Genomic DNA, 18,092 nt, shown 5'->3' with positions numbered 1-18,092 from the left:
ATAATTATCAATCAAGTTCACGCGGAAAGATGACGGGGCATTATTTTGACAATGACGTAACGGCCGATAAATGAGAAAGCAACGCTTATTCACTCTACCGGCCGCCAGGATTTCTTCGCTTATTTCGAGTTAGCCGCCATAAACTCGGCCAGATTATCCCGGGTGATAACTTTATAAGGCACCCAGTTGTACGGCTCGGTTTTTTGCTTTTCCAGCAGCGCTTTGGTCACCTGCACCGCCCCGGTGGCCTGCCCCTTGGCGTCCTGGAAGATGGTCAGGGTCATACCGCCATTTTTGACAAACTGCTGACCGTCCGGCGTGCCGTCAATTCCCGCCACCAGAATGTTTTTATTTTTGGCCTGGTTCAACGCCATGATGGCACCAATCGCCATTTCGTCATTGTTGGCGGCGATAGCGTCAATCGGGCGGCCGTTCAGCAACCAGCCGGACACCACATCCACCGCCTCATTGCGCTGCCATTTGGCAGTCTGTTTCTCCAGCACCTTCATGTCTTTATACTTGGCGATCACCGCTTCCACCGCCCGCGTGCGTTCGCGAGCCTCTTCGTTGGACAGCGCTCCCATCAGGATCGCCACGTTGCCGCGATAGTTCATCTGTTTCGCCAGGGCTTCCATCTGCATTTCACCGCCCGCCGCCGAGTCGGACCCAACATAGGCCATCGCCTTGCCCAGTTTCACCTCTGGCTTGCGGTTGACGAAAATCAGTGGAATGTTGGCGCGTTCGGCCGCATCCATCATCGGCTTCACGCCCTGGGTATCAACCGGATTGAGGATAATCGCGTCCACCCCAAGGTTGATAAAGTCATCCACCTGCTGCACCTGCAGCGCTACGTCCCCTTTGGCATCGACAAACTGCCCGTCCATATTCAACAGCTTTAGCTCACTGACCATCTGCGAGCGCAAAATAGAGACAAAGTTAAGATCGAAATTGGCCAGTGCTACGCCGACCTTATAGGTTTTCGCCTGGGCGCTGAAGGCCATGACCAGGCTCAGCAGTATCAATAACAAGGTTTTGGTTTTCATGGTGATATCCCGTAGGTTGAGGTTTATTTATTATTAAAATCAACGCATCACTAATTATTCCGGGCAACAGGCCAATACCCGGTTTGTTGTGGTTTATAGGGTGAAATGGTCGCGGAACTGGTGCAGCGCCTCGGTGCTGTCACCGGATGCCCAGCCTTCCATCGCCACCACTCCCTGATAGCCCATTTCGTCCAACGCGCGGGCAATGGCGCGGTAGTTGATTTCGCCGGTACCGGGTTGTTTTCGCCCCGGCACGTCCGCCACCTGAATTTCACCGATTGCCGGGCCGCAGCGGCGCATCAGCTCAATCAGGTTGCCCTCGCCAATTTGCGCATGGTAAAGATCGAGGTTCATCTTCAACCCCGGTCGATTAACCGCCTCCACCAAAGCCAAAGTGTCGTCGGCTTTGGCAAAAGGCGTACCCGGGTGATCCAGCGGCAGGTTGAGGTTTTCCAGCGTGAAAACCTTCCCCACGCGCTCTGCCATTTCTGCCAGCCGGGTCAGCGTATTGGCCGCCTTCAGCCACATTGCGCCCGTCACCACCGCCACCGGTTTCACCGGCAGCCCTTGCGAGTCCAGGCCGGTACCGTGCAGATTCAGGCTCGGGCAGCTCAAGCGTTGCGCCACCGCCAGCGACTGTTCGGCGCTTTGCAACAGTTGAGCGATCTCCACATCGTCGGTCAGATTGCCGCTGAGATAGCCGGTCATCGAAGTCAAGCGCGCTCCGGTAGCCACCAAAGCATCAAGGTCTTTATTGGCCCAGTTCCAGATTTCGACGCCGAAACCCAGCGCATCAATACGCGCTACACGTTCTGCAAACGGCAGGTCGAGAAACACCATTTCGGCGCAAACGGACAGTTGAAAACTCGCCATTATTGCTCCCCCAACCTGATCGGTTTGCCCTGCTGTACCGACGAAATACAGGCCAGTGCGATTTCCAGGGCATTGCGCGCATCCTGCCCCGTCGCCCGAGGCTTTTGTCCTTGCTGAATGCATTGGGCGAATTCGGTCAGCTCCGCCACATAGGCGTCATGCAGCAGATCGGTATCCTGGCGCGAAGTCTCAATGGCGATACCCCCGGCGTGATAACGCACGCAGTTATTCAAATTGATATTGCCCGCCTGCAACATGCCTTTACTGCCAAACACTTCACCGCGTACGTCATAGCCGTAGACCGCCTGGAAATTAGCCTCGGCCGTCGCGATGGCGCCGTTATCAAAGCGAATAGTGACTACTGCGGTATCCAGCAACCCCTTGTCCTTGAAGTCCGGACGCACCAGCGCATCCGCCAGGGCGTAAATCTCTACCGGCCTGGCTCCGGGGTTGAAGTGCAGCAAGGTGTCAAAATCATGGATCAGGGTTTCCAGAAAGATGGTCCACGCCGGGATCGGCGCCGGATCGCGCAACTGTGGGTCACGGGTGACCGAGCGGGACAACTGGGTGGTGCCATTTTCGCCCGACTTGACGGCGGCAATGGCCGCTGCGAAACCGCTGACAAAACGGCGGTTAAACCCCACCTGTAGCACCACACCCGCCTGATTGGCGGCGGCGATGGCGCAGTCTGCCTCCTCCAGCGTGACGGCCATCGGTTTTTCACAGAAGACGTGTTTACCCGCCCCGGCTGCCGCTATCACCCACTGCGCATGGGTGCGCGCCGGAGAAGCGATGACTACGGCATCAATGGCCGGGTCATCCAGCATCGCCTGCAGATCGCTATGGGCCTTGACGCCCAGACGTTCCGCCAGCCGCTGCGCGGCCCCTGGTAACGGATCGGCCACCGCGGCCAGTACCGCGCCCGGCACACGCCGCGCCAGAGACTCTGCATGGAAACTGCCCATTCGTCCGGCACCAATCAGACCAACACGCAGGGTTGGGGGTAAATGGCTCATCGTGATTCCTCATGTGGGTAACGCCCTTGCGGGCAACAAGTTCACTGAGGGTATTGCAAAGGGGATGCCAGCTTAAAACGCGGGGAATTTGTGAGGCGTTGCACAGATAGCCATAACAAAGTGACAACTAAGTTGACATGTAAATTTCACATGCCAATAAAATGGACATTACATTCCAAAATGGAGTTGCCGATGCCTACCGCCGCAGACCTGCTGCCAATCAAAGATGAGAGCGATCCGATCTTCAGCCTGCCGGAAGGGCCGGAGGCCGGTGAATGGGACAGTCTGTTTTGGCAAGGCTGGCAGGCATTTAACGAAGGGAGTCAGCCGGGCTGGATACGCAAGTCAATCCTGCAATCCTGGCGGCGCTCGCGTGAGTACGGTATTGATCCTAATGAGTTTGTCTATCACGCTCCCCCGGCAGAACAACTACAGGCCATCCTGTTGCACAACGCCGGGCTGATTAGCGTGGCGCGCAGCATCATGGAAAATCTGTTGGCCTACAATCCCGACGGCCATATCAATCTGACCGATGCCCACGGCGTTACCCTTCACTATTGCGGTGCGGACATGACGCCGGTCGGCAGTATTCTGCGTGAAGAGGTTCAGGGCACCAATTGCACCGCACGCTGCCTGCTGGAACAGCGACTGGTGTATGTGTTAAGCGGCGAAAACTGGAAGATGGGGCTGCGCCAACGTCATCGCCAGTGCGCCGCCGCACCGGTACGTAACGCCGAGGGAGCGATGATTGGCGTGCTGACCCTCACCGCTACGCCGGATAATTTCAATGCCCACACGCTGGGCACCGTGCAGGCAGCGGCGGAGGCCGTCGGTCAACAGCTCAAGCTGCAGCAACTCCTGGCAGAACAGCAGTCCATTCTGGAAACCCTGAATGAAGGCGTGATGGTTTGCGATCGCCAGGGCCGCCTGAAAACCGTTAATCGCTATGCGCGCCAGATTTTTGACGGTCTGGAGCCGGGCAACAAATCAATCGATGAGCTGCTGCGCCCGCAGTCCGGCTCGCTGCTGACCATGCCATTTTGTAACGATCGTGAAATGGTGTTTATGCCAGCCGGTAAACCGGCCCTCTCCTGCGTCATTTCATTGATGCCCGCGCCGGATGACGGTCGGGTGCTTTCAGTGCGTGAGAATCAGCGCATCCGTGCCATTACCCGCCGCGTAATGGGGGTTAGCGCCAGCTATACCTTTGAGATGATATATGGCCACTCCAGCCGTATGCGCGAGGCGATCATGCAGGCGCGCACCTGCAGTCGCAGTGACAGCACGGTATTGTTGACCGGCGAAAGCGGCACCGGCAAGGAGCTGTTTGCCCAGGCAATCCACAATGCTGGCGGACGTTGCAACGAACCCTTTGTCGCCGTCAACTGCGGTGCCTTACCGCGTGATTTGGTGCAGAGCGAGCTGTTTGGTTATGTGGACGGTGCCTTTACCGGTTCGCGCCGAGGGGGAGCCGCCGGCAAGTTCGAACTGGCGGACGGGGGCACCCTGTTGCTTGATGAAATTGGTGAAATGCCGCTGGAAGCCCAAACCAGCCTGCTGCGCGTGCTGCAGGAAAGCGAAGTGTTGCGCATTGGTGCGGCGCAGCCGGTAAAAGTGAATGTGCGCATCATTGCCGCCACCCATTGCGACCTGGTGCAGGCGGTGGAAACAGGCGCCTTTCGTCGCGATCTCTATTACCGTTTGAACGTGCTCTCTATCCCGGTTCCGCCGCTGCGCGAACGCCGGGACGACATCGCCGGTCTGGTTAACGGCTTTATTCACAAACTTAGTGCGCGGATGAAAAAAATCCCACCGCAGGTTTCACCAACGGCGATGGCCTGCCTCAACGCCTGGCATTGGCCGGGCAACGTGCGCGAACTGGAAAACCTGGTGGAGCGGATGGTAAACCTGTGTGAAGGATTACTGATCGACGTTGACGACCTGCCCGAGGATATCCGCCGCATTGCGCCTGAACCGGCCCCGCTCCCCTCCAGCCGGCTGGAAGACCATGAGCGTATACATATCATTCAGGTCATTGCAGCCAACGGCGGCAATTTGAGGCAGGCCGCCCAGACGCTCGGGCTGTCGCGCACCACGCTGTACAACAAAATCAATAAGTGGCAGATCGATTTGACGCTTTTGCGCCCCTGAGCGCTCTGGAGATAGGCAATTTTGCGCTCAGGCAACAGACCCGGTTATATTTTTTTCTGATTAACGCGTGCGGACAACTCCTGATGGCTTTCCTTCCGCTCGCTGTATCTGTCTGCAAGATAGTCAGTCTGTCCCTTCAGCAGCAGGGTTATTTTGAACAACTCCTCGGTGACATCGACGATGCGATCGTACCAGGACGAGGGTTTCATCCGTCCGTTATCATCAAACTCCTGCCAGGCTTTCGCCACTGAGGATTGGTTGGGAATAGTGAACATCCGCATCCATCGGCCAAGAATGCGCATCTGATTCACGGCGTTGAATGACTGCGAACCACCACAGACCTGCATCACTGCCAATGTTTTCCCCTGGGATGGACGAACAGCGCCTTCGCTTAACGGGATCCAGTCAATTTGGGCCTTCATCACTGAACTCATCGCACCATGTCTCTCTGGAGAACTCCAGACCATACCATCACACCACCTGACCAGTTCGCGCAGCTCAGCGACTTTCGGATGTGTTTCTGGCGCATCGTCAGGCAGCGGCAAACCCGATGGATTAAAGGTTTTGACTTCAGCCCCCAACGCGCTCAGCAGGCGACCCGCTTCCTCAGCAGCAAAGCGGCTGTATGAGCGTTCTCTTACCGAACCATACAGGATCAGGATACGCGGTGGCTCTTGCAGAGGCAGACGCTCGGCAATTTTATTATCAAAGCACTCAGCGTTCAGGGCTGGAAATTTCTCCACTTTTTTGTTCCTCATTTTGCACTCGGTGATTCAAAAGCCTACACATATGAATTATCATATATGTAGTTTAAGCGCATTGAGGTTCAAAATGCTACAACCCGTTCAGCTTTTCAAAATTTTGTCGGATGAAACTCGACTGGCCATCATTATGCTTCTCAGAGAGTCGGGGGAGTTATGCGTTTGTGATATCTGCGGGGCCACTTCGGAGTCACAGCCTAAAATATCCCGCCACATGGCGATACTACGCAATGCAGGGCTGGTCATTGATCGTCGTGAGGGGAAATGGATCCACTATCGACTCTCGCCACATATCCCTGCCTGGGCGGCAGAGACCATCACGGCATCCTGGCAGTGCCTGCGTGAAGATGTTCGCAGATGGCTGGCACAATCAGCGACATCCTCCTGTTAAGCCATAGGTTACACATTGCTTTAATCATATATAACGGAGTCTGATATGTTACTGGCAGGGAGTCTCTTTTTACTGACGCTGATTCTGGTCATCTGGCAGCCCAGAGGACTCAGCATTGGCTGGAGTGCGAGTCTGGGTGCCGTGCTGGCATTGGTCTGTGGTGTTATCCAGCTTGATGACATTCCTGTCGTCTGGAATATCGTCTGGAATGCCACGGCAACCTTTATCGCGGTGATCATCATCAGCCTGCTGCTCGACGAGTCGGGCTTCTTTGAATGGGCCGCACTGCATGTTTCCCGCTGGGGCAAGGGACGAGGACGTTTACTTTTCACCTGGATTATATTGCTGGGTGCGACGGTCGCCGCCTTGTTCGCCAACGATGGCGCCGCGCTTATCCTGACGCCAATCGTCATTGCCATGTTGCTCGCGCTGGGTTTCAGCCAAGGAACAACGCTGGCCTTCGTGATGGCAGCCGGATTTATCGCGGATACGGCCAGTTTGCCGCTTATCGTTTCAAACCTGGTGAATATTGTCTCTGCTGACTTTTTCCAGCTCGGTTTTACGCAATACGCATCGGTGATGATCCCGGTGGATATTGCCGCTATAGCCGCTACGCTGGTCATGCTGCACCTGTTTTTCCGCAAGGACATCCCGGCGACCTACGACGTAGCGCTATTGAAAACACCTGCCAGCGCCATTAAAGATCCGGCAACGTTTAAAGCCGGCTGGATTGTCCTTGTGCTGCTGCTGGTGGGTTTTTTCGTTCTTGAACCGTTAGGGCTCCCCGTCAGTGCCATTGCCGCTGCTGGCGCTGTCGTCCTGTTTGCCGTAGCAAAAAGAGGCCATGCCATTAATACCGGGAAAGTGTTGCGAGGGGCACCCTGGCAGATCGTTGTCTTCTCGCTGGGGATGTACCTGGTGGTCTACGGACTGCGGAATGCTGGGCTGACAGATTACCTTTCCGGTGTTCTCAATATACTGGCAGATAAAGGACTATGGGCTGCAACATTGGGCACCGGCTTCCTGACGGCATTGTTGTCGTCGGTCATGAATAATATGCCTACCGTACTGATTGGCGCATTGTCGATTGACGGCAGCACGGCCTCCGGTGTCATCAAAGAGGCGATGGTTTATGCCAACATCATAGGCTGCGATTTAGGTCCAAAAATCACGCCTATTGGCAGCCTCGCCACACTTTTGTGGCTCCATGTGCTTTCACAAAAAAATATGACGATTACCTGGGGATATTACTTCCGTACCGGCATCGTCATGACCCTGCCCGTTCTGTTTGTCACTCTGGCCGCGCTGGCGTTGCGGCTCTCCGTTACTTTCTAATGAGATACTGATATGAGCAACATTGTCATCTATCACAACCCGGCCTGTGGCACCTCACGTAACACGCTGGAGATGATCCGCAACAGCGGTAACGAACCGACGATTATTTATTATCTCGACACACCACCATCGCATGATGAACTGGTTCACCTTATTGCGGATATGGGAATTAGCGTCCGTGCGTTGCTGCGCAAAAACGTTGAACCCTATGAGCAGCTTGGCCTGGATAATGGAGTATTGACTGACGAGCAGCTGATTGAATTTATGCTTCAGTATCCGATCCTGATCAACCGCCCCATCGTCGTCACCCCCATGGGAACCCGATTGTGTCGCCCTTCCGAAGTGGTGTTGGAGATCCTTCCAGATCCGCAACAAACCGCATTCACCAAAGAAGACGGTGAAAAGGTAACCGACCACGCAGGCGATAGAATCAAGCCGGAGTAAAAACTTTAAAAACGGTGGGTATAACCCACCGTGACTGATTTAAACAATAAAGTCAGTGGCAGTATTTGCTTGCCCGACAATATTAACCAGAAAATCCGGAGCCGCCTGGCCATTTATATTTAGCGCCAACTCACTTAAATTACTTTGTGAGTCATAGGTTAGCAATGCCTCCCCCGCCTGCCCGCTAAACGAGTCGACGAAATGAATAAAGCCTGCGCCATTGTCGCCATGATTAAAGAAGGACAGATCGATTTTGTCGATGCCGGTTTCAAAGTCCAGGATTTTATCCGGTGATTTGAACGACGAATCACTCACCGCAGAGAAGACAAAGATATCTTTACCGCTGCCACCGAATAACTGATCCTGCCCGCCGCCACCGTAGATAACGTCATTACCCGCACCACCATGGATAATATTGGCCACATCATTGCCGACAATCACATCATTACCTGAACCACCAATGGCATTTTCAATCACAGCACCAACGGCGATGGAAACGTTGCCCTTCAACCCGCCGACGTCAGAGAAAGAGCCTTCCGTCAGATTGATGCGTTGGTTTTGCGTATAGCCCGAGAAATCAAGCGTATCATTGCCGCCGGCATCCCAGACAGAGAACACCAGCTTCTGGTTACTGTCCGTCAGCGTGTAGAAATCCCGCCCGGTATTAGAATTGAACCCGTACACCGTATCCCCGGTGCGCGTAGTGGTATTGGCGCCATAGAGATATTGAATAGCGGCAATATCGTCAACCAGCGGTGCGGCGGCAAAATGACCGCCGTTATCACCACCGGTAAGGGATTCATCCCAATAGCTCATTACGCTGAATTGGCGCGTATCCTCGGCGTAATTCGCCATGCTGTAGTTGGGTGGATTGTTTGCATCAGCATTATATTTTCCTGGATGATCCAGTCCCAACGTATGCCCCAGTTCATGGGTGATGCTCAAACGGCCATAGTTACCCAACTCCGGGTGCAGATTGGCGTAAACCCCATCCCGGGGATCCGCGTAATCGTAATTGATGTTGAACCAGCTTTGACCATCGGTATTATGCCCTCGATAGTCGTTACCCGCCCCGCTGAATGGCTTAATTGCATAAGCCTGGCCGGAACCCTCATAATTTCCGAAGGTAATATTGGACTTTTGATCCGGGGCAACTTCAACAAACGTAAGGTTAGCTACATCAGCCCAGGATTGCAGCGAAAGCTTGGCCTGGGCCTTTTGCTCTGCGGTAAAGGCGCTAAGGCCGGTATCTTGATTATTGGAGCCAAATCGGAAGTTTAAATTACTCTGATTATAATCCCAGTCAGGGAACGAATAAGTGACGGTAGCACCTTTGCCGGTGACATGAACGCCATTCCAGGTCTGCTCACTACGCGCTATTTGCTTGCCAGCCTCTTCCACACCAAAAGAAGGCTTATTATTGAGGGTTAAACCATTTCCTCTATTATGATAATTCAGCAAATCATTAACATCATCCCAACCGCTGGTCTTTCCATTTAGGGAATTGTCCATATCCATCTCCAGTAGGTTAATTCATTTCCGTTATATAGAAATAAAATTTCGATATATAGAATTACCGCAACATCATATCGCAGCATTTAAATGCTAGTATGATTTCCAGATACCTCAATATATTTTGACAAAATAATTTATGGCGGAGTAATCATCTTTCAAATATCTAATTATCAGGGTGAACAACCCAATGACACCGACCAGTGATAATCCAGGGCTGCTCCCCTCAATCGAGCCAAGTCCACTTGCCATTTTCCGTGCCGGTTGCGCTATACTGTGGCCCACTTTTTGTAACGAACTCAGTTGACTATGGAACGCTTTCTAGAAAATGCCATGTACGCCTCTCGCTGGCTACTTGCCCCGGTTTACTTCGGCCTGTCGCTGGCCTTGCTGGCGCTGTCGATAAAATTCTTCCAGGAGATCATCCATGTTCTGCCTAACATTTTCGCCATAGCCGAGGCGGATTTGGTTCTGACGCTGCTGTCGTTGATCGATATGGCGCTGGTAGGCGGACTTCTGGTAATGGTGATGTTCTCTGGCTACGAGAACTTTGTTTCGCAACTGGATATCAGCGACGACAAAGAAAAGTTGAGCTGGTTGGGCAAAATGGACTCCACATCGTTGAAGAGCAAAGTGGCCGCGTCAATTGTCGCCATCTCTTCCATCCATCTGCTGCGGGTGTTTATGGATGCCAAAAACGTGCCGGACAATAAGCTGATGTGGTATGTGATCATCCACCTCACCTTTGTGCTCTCCGCCTTTGTGATGGGCTACCTCGATAAACTGACACGCGATAAAAAATGATCCTCCGTTAGCCGTCACCCTCTGCTGACGGCTAACCACTCCCCCGTTTAAACCTGCTATTAATCAATGAATTGAGTCGAATTTTAAACCTCTTCTTTTAGTGACGCCGTCACCATTTGATTTTTATCCACTCATCTGCACAATTTCACTTGATGCATCCAATGATAATAACATTATAATGTTATTACACTTCGACAGGCACAGATGCCGGCACAAGCTGAGCTTTGTCCCGCTGACAGGACCCTAATCAATCATGCCGCTCAATGGTAAACCACTACAGTTTCAGGATGTTCAATCTATCCTGCCGCACCGCTTCCCCTGTCTGCTGGTTGACCGCATTCTGCCTGACGGCACCTCCGTTGCCGAAGGCCGCTTAAGTGCCATCAAAAATATCACTGCCAACGAACCGACCTTCTGGACTGGCCACCACCAGACCACGGTGTTTCCCGGCATATTAATGGTGGAGGCACTGGCACAAACCACCGGCTTGTTGGCGCATTACTTTCTCAGCCCGCTATTACCCGGCGAACATTACTATTTTGCCGCCATTCATCACGCTCGCTTCTATCGCTCGGCCCGGCCTGGCGATCAGCTTCGCATGGATGTCGCCTTTGTCCGACAGCGCTCCGGCCTTGCCCGCTTTACCGGTCGTGCTACGGTAAATGGCCGCCGCATCTGTACCGCCGAGTTTATGTGCGCTCGTAAGTAGAACCGCCGTTTTTGATGGAGGCTTAAAGAAATAACTATGTCTATGGTTGATAAATTGCTCAATAGCCTGGATTTTTCTCCTCGCGGTCAGGTGATTGCTCGCGAGCAAGACCACTGCGGTGAAATTATTGTCTCTGACCACAAGGGCTACCGAACCCTGCGTTTTGACGGTATTTGCGAACAAAGCAAAATGTGCATCGATGCGCCACAGGTTCCGGTTCACAACTACATCAAAACCATGCTGATGGCCGTGGCCTGGCAGCCGCCTTCGGCGGTGCTGATCCTGGGATTGGGCGGCGGCGGTCTGGTACGGGCATTACATGCCTATGACCCCAATATGCTGCTGGAAGTGGTGGAACTGCGCGAAGCGGTGGTCTCTGTTGCGCAAAGTTATTTCACCTTGCCCAGCGACGATACGGTTATCTTGCGCGTTGCTGACGCGGGCGACTTTTTACGTGCCCCCATAACCCGGCAGTATGATCTGATTTTTTCCGATCTCTACAGCGCCTTCAGCATGGATCCGCAACAGGGTACGCAAAGCTTTCTTCAGCGGTGTGCCGGACGGCTTTCACCACAAGGTTGGTTGGTGCTGAACTACCATGAAGTGCCCGATGAAGATTCACTGCTGTACCACAGTTTGCACCGGGTGTTTAACAGCGTGTTGTATTGTGTTGCCCCCAGCGGCAACGTGATTATCTATGCCGCATTAGCTGAAATCGAGACGCCGCTAAATCTGCTGCGTCGTCTTAGTGCCGAAGTCGGGCCGAGTTTTAACTGTGACCTCGGCTACCTGTCACGCAAGATTGAACGCTTGCACTTTAGCTAAGTCGGCATGGTCATTTCACTATTATCATTTGATTATTATTCTCTGGAGTCACCATCATGGAAAAGAAAACGGCGCGCCTGACCGTACTCATTGATCCTGACAAGAAAAAAGCGTTGGAAGAGCTGTGTTTGCAACAGGACGTCACCCCCTCCCAGGTGATCCGCCAACTGATACGTGACTATCTGCACAAACACCAGGTGGAATATCCGAGCCAGCCGACGCATTCCAATCCGCGTGTGGATAATGCCTGAAGTCAGATGGCGCAAGACTCGCGCCATCTGTAATCGCTTCACTAATGCCAGGCATGAGTGATACCTGATGGCAACGATTTTGGAGTGTTCACCGGCACCCATCTGGCGAGCACTTTGGCAAATCAGCGCCCCTTCATATCATTAGCAAGGTATAAATATCATTACCTAACTATTATGATGACTATTTCAACTGTTTAATTAGTTATTCACAACCTTTATGATTAAAGAAATTCCTACTGTGAAACTAATTTCACAGCTAATGATATGACCTATTTTAACAATACCTTCCTAACCCACATAACCTCTATGTGCAATTCATTGATTTGTTTTGTTTTATAAGTTCCATTAACAAAATAAATACAATTGGCTGTTGTTTATTTTATTCTTTAAATAATTTTTCCATGGTTTTGTTAACGCCGTGATTTGCTTGATTATCTCGATCGCAACAAAAAAATACTTCATTTATTTTTAAGTGTCAGTTGATTTTTTAGTCGCCATTGCTATTGTTGAAGTTGAGTAATTCATCGCTCCCGACCCGAAAAGTAAATTCTATTTTTATACTCACAAATGTATAAGGATCAGATCATGCCCATTAAAAAATACGTCATTCTTGACAGCAATCCGGCTGCTGTTGGGAATGATGACTTTATTCTATTAGGTTTGAAAAATGAAGGTTTTGCCAGAGGTTGTCCGATGTTATTTGGCGGAACTGCTGATGCAAAAGACGGCCCGGTCGATGGCAAGAACTTTGCCTTAAACGTAATTAAAAGAGAAACCTGGGAAGAGACCCTGCACAATATCGAAGTTGAACAAGTAGTTCGCTATAAAGTTTTCCCCAATGATATTACTTTCTATACCAGCAAGGTATTTACCTTCAACGGAACAGTGAAGCTTGGTGGCGAATTCGCCTGGATACGTAAAGTCAGCAAAGGTAAACTAAAAGCCTATTTTAAAAGCAAACCTTCTGCCACTAAAGACATGTTTGCTCAGGAACTGTATGCCATGACGGAAGATCCGAAAATCATTCCTACCGATGGTGAATTCGAAGAATATCTTGGCTCCGACACTCTGAGCGCCATTTACGCTTATTGCAAAGAAACCTGTAAATAAATAATTAACCCTTTAATCAGCTATGGTTTGGTTCATTGCCACCATCGCTTGTGCACGCTTATGTCTGAAACTTATTGGGTACTGATATTATGATCACTCAAGGTTATACGTCAGATGAGAAGACTATTGTTAAAAATGTCATCAGCAAATATAGCAATGCCGGCCTGTTTATTATTGAACCCGGCGATCCCTTGCTGGTCAGTTTTTACGATATTCAATTAAAACTTGCCGGTCTTACCCCGGGTAATACTCCGCAGTTTACTCAATGCTGGCAACAGGCAAAACGGCTTAAACTCAGTGCCGGCCGGTTGAGCGATGCCGGTAATGGCTCTGCTCAACCGGTATACAGCATTGTCCGGCTGGACTCTACCGACGGTCGAAATTATCGTGCCAATGCCATAGGTTCCCTGCCTGTCTCGGCGACTAATGTAACGCAGACCCTTGGGCTGTTTGACGGCGAAGCCGGCAATGTAGGGCCGGTTAACTACAACCAGGCCTATGTCTACGCCGCAGACTGCGCCCTGAGTGCCGACGGGGTTTATCCGGGTAGCCAGATTGCTGCGGATTATCCGGTCACGGTGATTTATACCTTTGCACAGACTATCGGTAACCAGACGGTGTACGGGGCAGAGATCATTACCAGCCAGAGTTATCCAAAAAATATCTATAATGAGTCACCGCGGAGTCTTATTAATCCAAATGAAATCAAGATCTGCCTGACCCGCGATGAGGCCGACTGTGATTACCGCAATAATTATGACGGTTCGGTCAGGGTGCCAATTAAAGGCAATATTACCTACCTGGGGCAAATTGAGCTCAACGGTGGTCAGCCTGTTAAAGCCAGCAATACCATTTATTTGATACGTACTCGTGCCGGCGGCGATCCTGTCACCCCTTTCGGTAACTACAATATTTTCAATTCTGCCAACACCAGAATTATTGGTGACAATATTTCCTGGGATCTGGATTGGCTAAGGTTCAATCAGGTTGACTTTGACTCCGGCGAGTGGATTTATTATGTATTCAAAGTTATTCTCAATGTCGATGGAAAAAGCATTGCGACCTTTATCACCAACGCACCTAAAAGCCTTGAGCCAGATCAGCGTTTTTTAAATACAGAACTATTAAAACCCATGCGTATTGTTTATGGCTGCCTGGCTGAGAACACAAAAATTCTGATGCCGGATGGTGGTGAAAAATCAATTTCCGACCTGGCTATCGGTGAGTACGTATTATCGAGAAACAATACTCCGCTCAAAATTGAAGCTATCACTAATGGCCAGGAGCGCAATTCCATCGAAATAACCACCAATAACAGCAAAGGTAAAATAAGAACCATCACCAGCAGTCTTGGCCACCCTTTTATTACCTCGGCCGGCGTGGTGATTGCTCGCGAATTGAATCACTCATCAAAATTAATCACCCTGGAGGGTGAATGCGAAATTATAAGCATCGTGCAACAGCAAGGAGAACTGAAGGTATATAACCTGCAACTGACGGCTGAAGCGCCCGTTGACAAAACTCTGTACGATGACAACACCCTGTATGCCAACGGTATATTGGTCGGTGACATCCAGATGCAACGTATTTATGAGGACGAATATTACCAGCGCCCGGCGAATATCCTGAGCAAACTGCCAAAAGAATGGCACCAGGATTATCAAAACCATCTCAACGCGGCGGGTAAATAACTCATGTATCAGGGCTACCCGGATTTTCAGCAGATTATCATTAGCGATCGGCTTAGGTTTATCGCTACCTATCAACAAAATGACAGCTATTTCTTATACCCGGACTCCGTCAGCATTCTGGTCGCGGAACCACTGGCTTTCTCGCTGGATATTGTTCGCAGCCCCAGCACCGACAGTATCTACGGCTGGCTGAATTTCACTACCGAACTGCAGTATGCCGCAGGCCAAAGTCTGGTGGATTTCAAGCAGCAACACCCGGATAAAGCGGTGAAGGTGTTACCCATATTACCAGGCAGCCTGGGGTTTGACGTCCCTATTGAGTATCACAGTGCCCTGCGCGGACAAAGCTATGACGCCACCTGGTATTCGGCTCAGTGTATCCAGTTTATTATTTTGCTGAACTCGGCCAGCACCCAACTGATTGAGAAAACCCTGCTCGACGATACCATCGGCTTTAATGCCCGGCTGGACGGTTTTGTTGAGGGGGTATCGCCGCGCATGGCGTATTCCGTCGAGTTTGATCCCCGCGCGCTGATGCTGGTGCTGGCCGACGGGGCCAAAGGCACGCATCTGGTTGACGATGACCGGGTCGCTTTTGACTATGGCCTGCTGACGCAATATATCTACCAAAATCTCGCGCGGCTGCCGCTGCAAATCAGTCCCCCCTTGCCGGAGAATCATCCCGAGGAGAATCTGCTTTTCAGCCAGACATTGCTCGATCGGCTCTATAATTCGCTGGGTTCGCCCTACGCAGGCCCCGCATCCAGCAATACGGCGATGATCGCCCTGCGGGTACCGGCGCAAGGCGGCCGGGTGATCTTTAAACTCGACTCGGTGGTGCTGAGCCAGCGCCCGCTGTGCTTTATTCTGGATCCTTTTGCCGCCGCACAGCAAATCGCCAGGGTCTCGCCCGACAGCATTATTCACCGCACTACCGCCCCGCCAATTCCACAGGGTGAACGGGAGATAGACGTTTTCTACGCCTTCCCGCTGGGGTTGAAAAGCAATGTTTCTATCGATATCCAGCTTATCGTGCCGGCGGGGGATATTTACCCGCTGGAACAAAGCCAAACTCAGTTGCTGCGCCCCGACCAGAGCCGGTTGACCTTCCGTTTTGATACCAGCTCACTGGAGACCGAACCCTTCTTCTACCAAATACGGGTTAATTATCCGCAGGATGGTGGCTGGCGCATCCTGTACGGTGAACGACAATCGTGCGAACAACAGGCTCTGGTGCTCGATTACGCCGCGTTACCCTGCCAGTTCCTGACCATCAATATTGATCCGGGTTTTGCCCGGGAAAGCAGAATTGGCGGGCTTTATCATTCTGCCGGCTGGCAGCAGGATTTAGCCTTAACCGCCGCCGCACCCTACTTCAGTTGCCCGATCCTCGGTGATGAAACCTATGCCGAAGCAACCGCCTATCAACTTGCCGGCAGCGGCGTCGTGCCGCTGCCGATGCCGATTACCCAGCCCACCACCATCGGGGCTTACAGCTTCCCGCAGTTTGGCTCACAGCGAGCGCGGATCACCGTCATTCTGCCCACTGAAATGCTCAAAGCCACGGTGCTCTTTCAACCCCAGAACACCGACCGCACTACGGAGCATACCTTCACCCACCAACAAAACTGTTTCGATTACTCGTGGACTGTCACTTCTATCTTTGCCTGCGGATTCCGCTACCAGACCCCTTCGGGCCAATGGTCGGCATATGTGACCGGCGATCAAACGATTGATATCAAAGGTGAAAAATGAACGCTGAAGATTTGAACCCTCAACAAACGCTACAGAACTTTTTCCTGCTTGGCCGAGCCTTCGCTTTCCACGACCAGACGCAACCGTCGGAGTGCTACACCTACGGCAGTTTTACTCCGCAGGTGGTGCTGGAGGGTAAGGTCAGCGCGCTGCATTTGCTGACCAGCCCCGGTGGCGGTCTGGCGACCTTTATCGCGCCCAATCTGCCGGTGGATACCGCGGCGATTGAAGCCTATATCCGCCAGCATTTCATCCCGGCTCCGGGAAAAATAGTGCTGCAACAGGGCGACATTCGCCAGTCGCTGTTTCTGCGCTTTGTCCACCAGCCGGAGTCCGGCAGTTATAACGTCGAATTCGAACAGTCAAAAATGCCGCTGACCCATGCCGAAGCCGGTCTGCTGGACAACGCCATTCGCGGAGCAAAGAGCCAGGTTTATCTGGTGACCCACAGTCGGTTTAGCGTTAGCAGCCGCGTTGCAGCCAGGTTGGAAACCGACTGGGTGGCTTTTTTAACCCTGGCCTTTAACCAACAGGCGCGGCAACCGGAAGTTATCGCCGTTTTGCTTAATCAGCAGATCGACGCCGGGGTCATAACCCTGCTGGAACAGTTCGATAACGATCCTTCGCAACAGACCCGCGACCTGGTCAGAAACGCACTGGTGAATACCGCAGCGCTACTGGTCAGCAATACGCTGCGTAACATCCATTCCATCGATGAGATCCCCAGCAAGATCAGCTACGACGTCAGCTACAGCAATAGCGTGCCGCAGCGCTATTTGCTGGTTCAGCAGCAGGATATTGCCGCCTTGCTTGGCCAACTGCCCGCCGACGGCATTATCACTTTTACGCCGACGCCGTTGCCCGAACCTACCCGGCCGGATAAGCCGATAAAACACCGCGAATGCGTGGTGAGTCTGGGGTTCAACCCCAAGAGTTTTAACATCATGTCGATCGAGCTGCGTTATGCCCAGTCGCAAACGCCGATGCAGTGGCCCAGCTTCCCCCCGGTCACCTTGAAAACCACAGAGGAGGTCAGCGTTATCACCCTCAAAGTGACGTTTTCCGATTACACCAGCTATGAAAGCCAACTCGGCTGGCAAGACACCCTGGCGCTCACCCCGCAAGACCTGGGTTTCTATAGCCTGCTGTTCGAGGCCGAACAACTGAAGGCAAAATTTAAGTCAATTAGCGGCACCGCCACTTATCAGCCGGCAGGTCAGGCCAAAAAACAAAACTTCAGCTTTTCGTTTGCCACCCAGCAGTGGCAGGCCAACTGGTGGATTAATGCCCATGCCAGCGGGTTAAACGGCCGCGTTGACTACCAATGGCAAGGCAAACTCGACTCGATATTCCCCAAAACCTACGACTCTGGCCCGCTACAGGCCAGCGCCAGCCCCGTCAAACTGCAATACAACAAGTGA

17 protein-coding genes are annotated in these 18,092 nt (G+C 52.1%); 12 read left to right on the top strand and 5 right to left on the bottom strand.

Going from position 1 to position 18,092, the window contains the following annotated elements:
• Positions 1-119: 119 nt before the first annotated feature.
• From SERS4_RS0112970 to SERS4_RS0112960, 3 genes are all read right to left on the bottom strand, one after another.
• The gene (locus tag SERS4_RS0112970; protein ID WP_017892818.1) at positions 120-1,043 is read right to left on the bottom strand and encodes a substrate-binding domain-containing protein; all 924 of its coding nucleotides are present in this window, start codon (positions 1,041-1,043) and stop codon (positions 120-122) included.
• A gap of 93 nt (positions 1,044-1,136) precedes the next feature.
• On the bottom strand, positions 1,137-1,916 hold the full coding sequence (locus tag SERS4_RS0112965) for a TIM barrel protein (RefSeq protein WP_017892817.1): 780 nt from the start codon (positions 1,914-1,916) through the stop codon (positions 1,137-1,139).
• Positions 1,916-2,932, bottom strand: a complete 1,017-nt coding sequence (locus SERS4_RS0112960) for a Gfo/Idh/MocA family oxidoreductase (protein ID WP_017892816.1) — start codon at positions 2,930-2,932, stop codon at positions 1,916-1,918. The genes SERS4_RS0112965 and SERS4_RS0112960 overlap by 1 nt, the downstream gene beginning before the upstream one ends.
• 192 nt (positions 2,933-3,124) lie before the next feature.
• Here SERS4_RS0112960 and SERS4_RS0112955 point away from each other — a divergent pair, with 192 nt between their 5' ends.
• Complete coding sequence (locus SERS4_RS0112955; protein WP_017892815.1) at positions 3,125-5,083, top strand: sigma-54-dependent Fis family transcriptional regulator; 1,959 nt, start codon at positions 3,125-3,127, stop codon at positions 5,081-5,083.
• 44 nt (positions 5,084-5,127) lie between these two features.
• On the opposite strand, the gene arsH is transcribed toward SERS4_RS0112955, so the two are convergent.
• Entirely contained in the window at positions 5,128-5,826 is a 699-nt protein-coding gene (arsH, locus tag SERS4_RS0112950; RefSeq protein ID WP_017892814.1) for an arsenical resistance protein ArsH, read from the bottom strand.
• Between the two features lie 88 nt (positions 5,827-5,914).
• Between arsH and SERS4_RS26325 the strand changes: the two genes are divergently transcribed.
• From SERS4_RS26325 to arsC, 3 genes are read left to right on the top strand one after another with little or no spacing between them, the layout of a single operon-like run.
• Positions 5,915-6,235 (top strand): transcriptional regulator, encoded by a 321-nt coding sequence (locus SERS4_RS26325; protein ID WP_071593013.1) that lies wholly within the window; start codon positions 5,915-5,917, stop codon positions 6,233-6,235.
• 45 nt (positions 6,236-6,280) lie between these two features.
• Positions 6,281-7,570 (top strand): arsenic transporter, encoded by a 1,290-nt coding sequence (locus SERS4_RS0112945; RefSeq protein ID WP_017892813.1) that lies wholly within the window; start codon positions 6,281-6,283, stop codon positions 7,568-7,570.
• Positions 7,571-7,582: 12 nt separating this feature from the next.
• The gene (gene arsC / locus SERS4_RS0112940; protein WP_017892812.1) at positions 7,583-8,014 is read left to right on the top strand and encodes a glutaredoxin-dependent arsenate reductase; all 432 of its coding nucleotides are present in this window, start codon (positions 7,583-7,585) and stop codon (positions 8,012-8,014) included.
• Between the two features lie 39 nt (positions 8,015-8,053).
• Here the strand turns inward: arsC and SERS4_RS0112935 are convergent, their stop codons facing one another.
• Positions 8,054-9,526, bottom strand: coding sequence for a serralysin family metalloprotease (locus tag SERS4_RS0112935; protein WP_017892811.1), 1,473 nt, complete (start codon positions 9,524-9,526; stop codon positions 8,054-8,056).
• A 309-nt stretch (positions 9,527-9,835) separates the two neighbouring features.
• On the opposite strand from SERS4_RS0112935, the gene SERS4_RS0112930 reads away from it, so the two are divergent.
• The 8 genes from SERS4_RS0112930 (at position 9,836) to SERS4_RS0112895 (ending at position 18,092) form a co-directional block, all read left to right on the top strand.
• Entirely contained in the window at positions 9,836-10,330 is a 495-nt protein-coding gene (locus SERS4_RS0112930) for a TIGR00645 family protein (RefSeq protein ID WP_012145114.1), read from the top strand.
• Positions 10,331-10,583: 253 nt separating this feature from the next.
• Entirely contained in the window at positions 10,584-11,039 is a 456-nt protein-coding gene (fabZ, locus tag SERS4_RS0112925) for a 3-hydroxyacyl-ACP dehydratase FabZ (protein WP_012145113.1), read from the top strand.
• Positions 11,040-11,075: 36 nt separating this feature from the next.
• Positions 11,076-11,864, top strand: coding sequence for a spermidine synthase (locus tag SERS4_RS0112920; protein ID WP_012145112.1), 789 nt, complete (start codon positions 11,076-11,078; stop codon positions 11,862-11,864).
• A gap of 56 nt (positions 11,865-11,920) precedes the next feature.
• Positions 11,921-12,115 carry a ribbon-helix-helix protein, CopG family gene (locus SERS4_RS0112915; protein WP_012145111.1) on the top strand — a complete coding sequence of 65 codons (195 nt, stop codon included), beginning with the start codon at positions 11,921-11,923 and terminating at the stop codon, positions 12,113-12,115.
• A 585-nt stretch (positions 12,116-12,700) separates the two neighbouring features.
• Complete coding sequence (locus SERS4_RS0112910; protein ID WP_017892809.1) at positions 12,701-13,225, top strand: hypothetical protein; 525 nt, start codon at positions 12,701-12,703, stop codon at positions 13,223-13,225.
• An 89-nt stretch (positions 13,226-13,314) separates the two neighbouring features.
• Positions 13,315-14,916: a Hint domain-containing protein gene (locus tag SERS4_RS0112905; protein ID WP_026142367.1), complete on the top strand. Its 1,602-nt coding sequence runs from the start codon at positions 13,315-13,317 to the stop codon at positions 14,914-14,916.
• A 3-nt stretch (positions 14,917-14,919) separates the two neighbouring features.
• Positions 14,920-16,671, top strand: coding sequence for a hypothetical protein (locus tag SERS4_RS0112900; protein ID WP_017892807.1), 1,752 nt, complete (start codon positions 14,920-14,922; stop codon positions 16,669-16,671).
• The gene (locus SERS4_RS0112895) at positions 16,668-18,092 is read left to right on the top strand and encodes a hypothetical protein (RefSeq protein ID WP_017892806.1); all 1,425 of its coding nucleotides are present in this window, start codon (positions 16,668-16,670) and stop codon (positions 18,090-18,092) included. Before SERS4_RS0112900 ends, SERS4_RS0112895 begins: the two co-directional genes overlap by 4 nt.

The sequence above is a fragment of the Serratia sp. S4 genome (genome assembly GCF_000347995.1).
GTDB lineage: Bacteria > Pseudomonadota > Gammaproteobacteria > Enterobacterales > Enterobacteriaceae > Serratia > Serratia quinivorans.
Note: the sequence above shows the minus strand (reverse complement) of the source record. Positions and strands in the feature narration are given on the sequence as shown.

What these genes read in the sequence shown, in the direction of transcription:
- SERS4_RS0112945 (WP_017892813.1), top strand. Translation starts at nt 6,281, where the DNA reads ATGTTACTGGCAGGGAGTCTCTTTTTACTGACGCTGATTCTGGTCATC.
- SERS4_RS0112905 (WP_026142367.1), top strand. Translation starts at nt 13,315, where the DNA reads ATGATCACTCAAGGTTATACGTCAGATGAGAAGACTATTGTTAAAAAT.
- SERS4_RS26325 (WP_071593013.1), top strand. Translation starts at nt 5,915, where the DNA reads ATGCTACAACCCGTTCAGCTTTTCAAAATTTTGTCGGATGAAACTCGA.
- SERS4_RS0112960 (WP_017892816.1), bottom strand. Translation starts at nt 2,932, where the DNA reads ATGAGCCATTTACCCCCAACCCTGCGTGTTGGTCTGATTGGTGCCGGA.
- SERS4_RS0112965 (WP_017892817.1), bottom strand. Translation starts at nt 1,916, where the DNA reads ATGGCGAGTTTTCAACTGTCCGTTTGCGCCGAAATGGTGTTTCTCGAC.
- SERS4_RS0112895 (WP_017892806.1), top strand. Translation starts at nt 16,668, where the DNA reads ATGAACGCTGAAGATTTGAACCCTCAACAAACGCTACAGAACTTTTTC.
- SERS4_RS0112900 (WP_017892807.1), top strand. Translation starts at nt 14,920, where the DNA reads ATGTATCAGGGCTACCCGGATTTTCAGCAGATTATCATTAGCGATCGG.
- SERS4_RS0112915 (WP_012145111.1), top strand. Translation starts at nt 11,921, where the DNA reads ATGGAAAAGAAAACGGCGCGCCTGACCGTACTCATTGATCCTGACAAG.
- fabZ (WP_012145113.1), top strand. Translation starts at nt 10,584, where the DNA reads ATGCCGCTCAATGGTAAACCACTACAGTTTCAGGATGTTCAATCTATC.
- arsC (WP_017892812.1), top strand. Translation starts at nt 7,583, where the DNA reads ATGAGCAACATTGTCATCTATCACAACCCGGCCTGTGGCACCTCACGT.
- SERS4_RS0112910 (WP_017892809.1), top strand. Translation starts at nt 12,701, where the DNA reads ATGCCCATTAAAAAATACGTCATTCTTGACAGCAATCCGGCTGCTGTT.
- SERS4_RS0112970 (WP_017892818.1), bottom strand. Translation starts at nt 1,043, where the DNA reads ATGAAAACCAAAACCTTGTTATTGATACTGCTGAGCCTGGTCATGGCC.
- SERS4_RS0112930 (WP_012145114.1), top strand. Translation starts at nt 9,836, where the DNA reads ATGGAACGCTTTCTAGAAAATGCCATGTACGCCTCTCGCTGGCTACTT.
- SERS4_RS0112920 (WP_012145112.1), top strand. Translation starts at nt 11,076, where the DNA reads ATGTCTATGGTTGATAAATTGCTCAATAGCCTGGATTTTTCTCCTCGC.
- SERS4_RS0112935 (WP_017892811.1), bottom strand. Translation starts at nt 9,526, where the DNA reads ATGGACAATTCCCTAAATGGAAAGACCAGCGGTTGGGATGATGTTAAT.
- SERS4_RS0112955 (WP_017892815.1), top strand. Translation starts at nt 3,125, where the DNA reads ATGCCTACCGCCGCAGACCTGCTGCCAATCAAAGATGAGAGCGATCCG.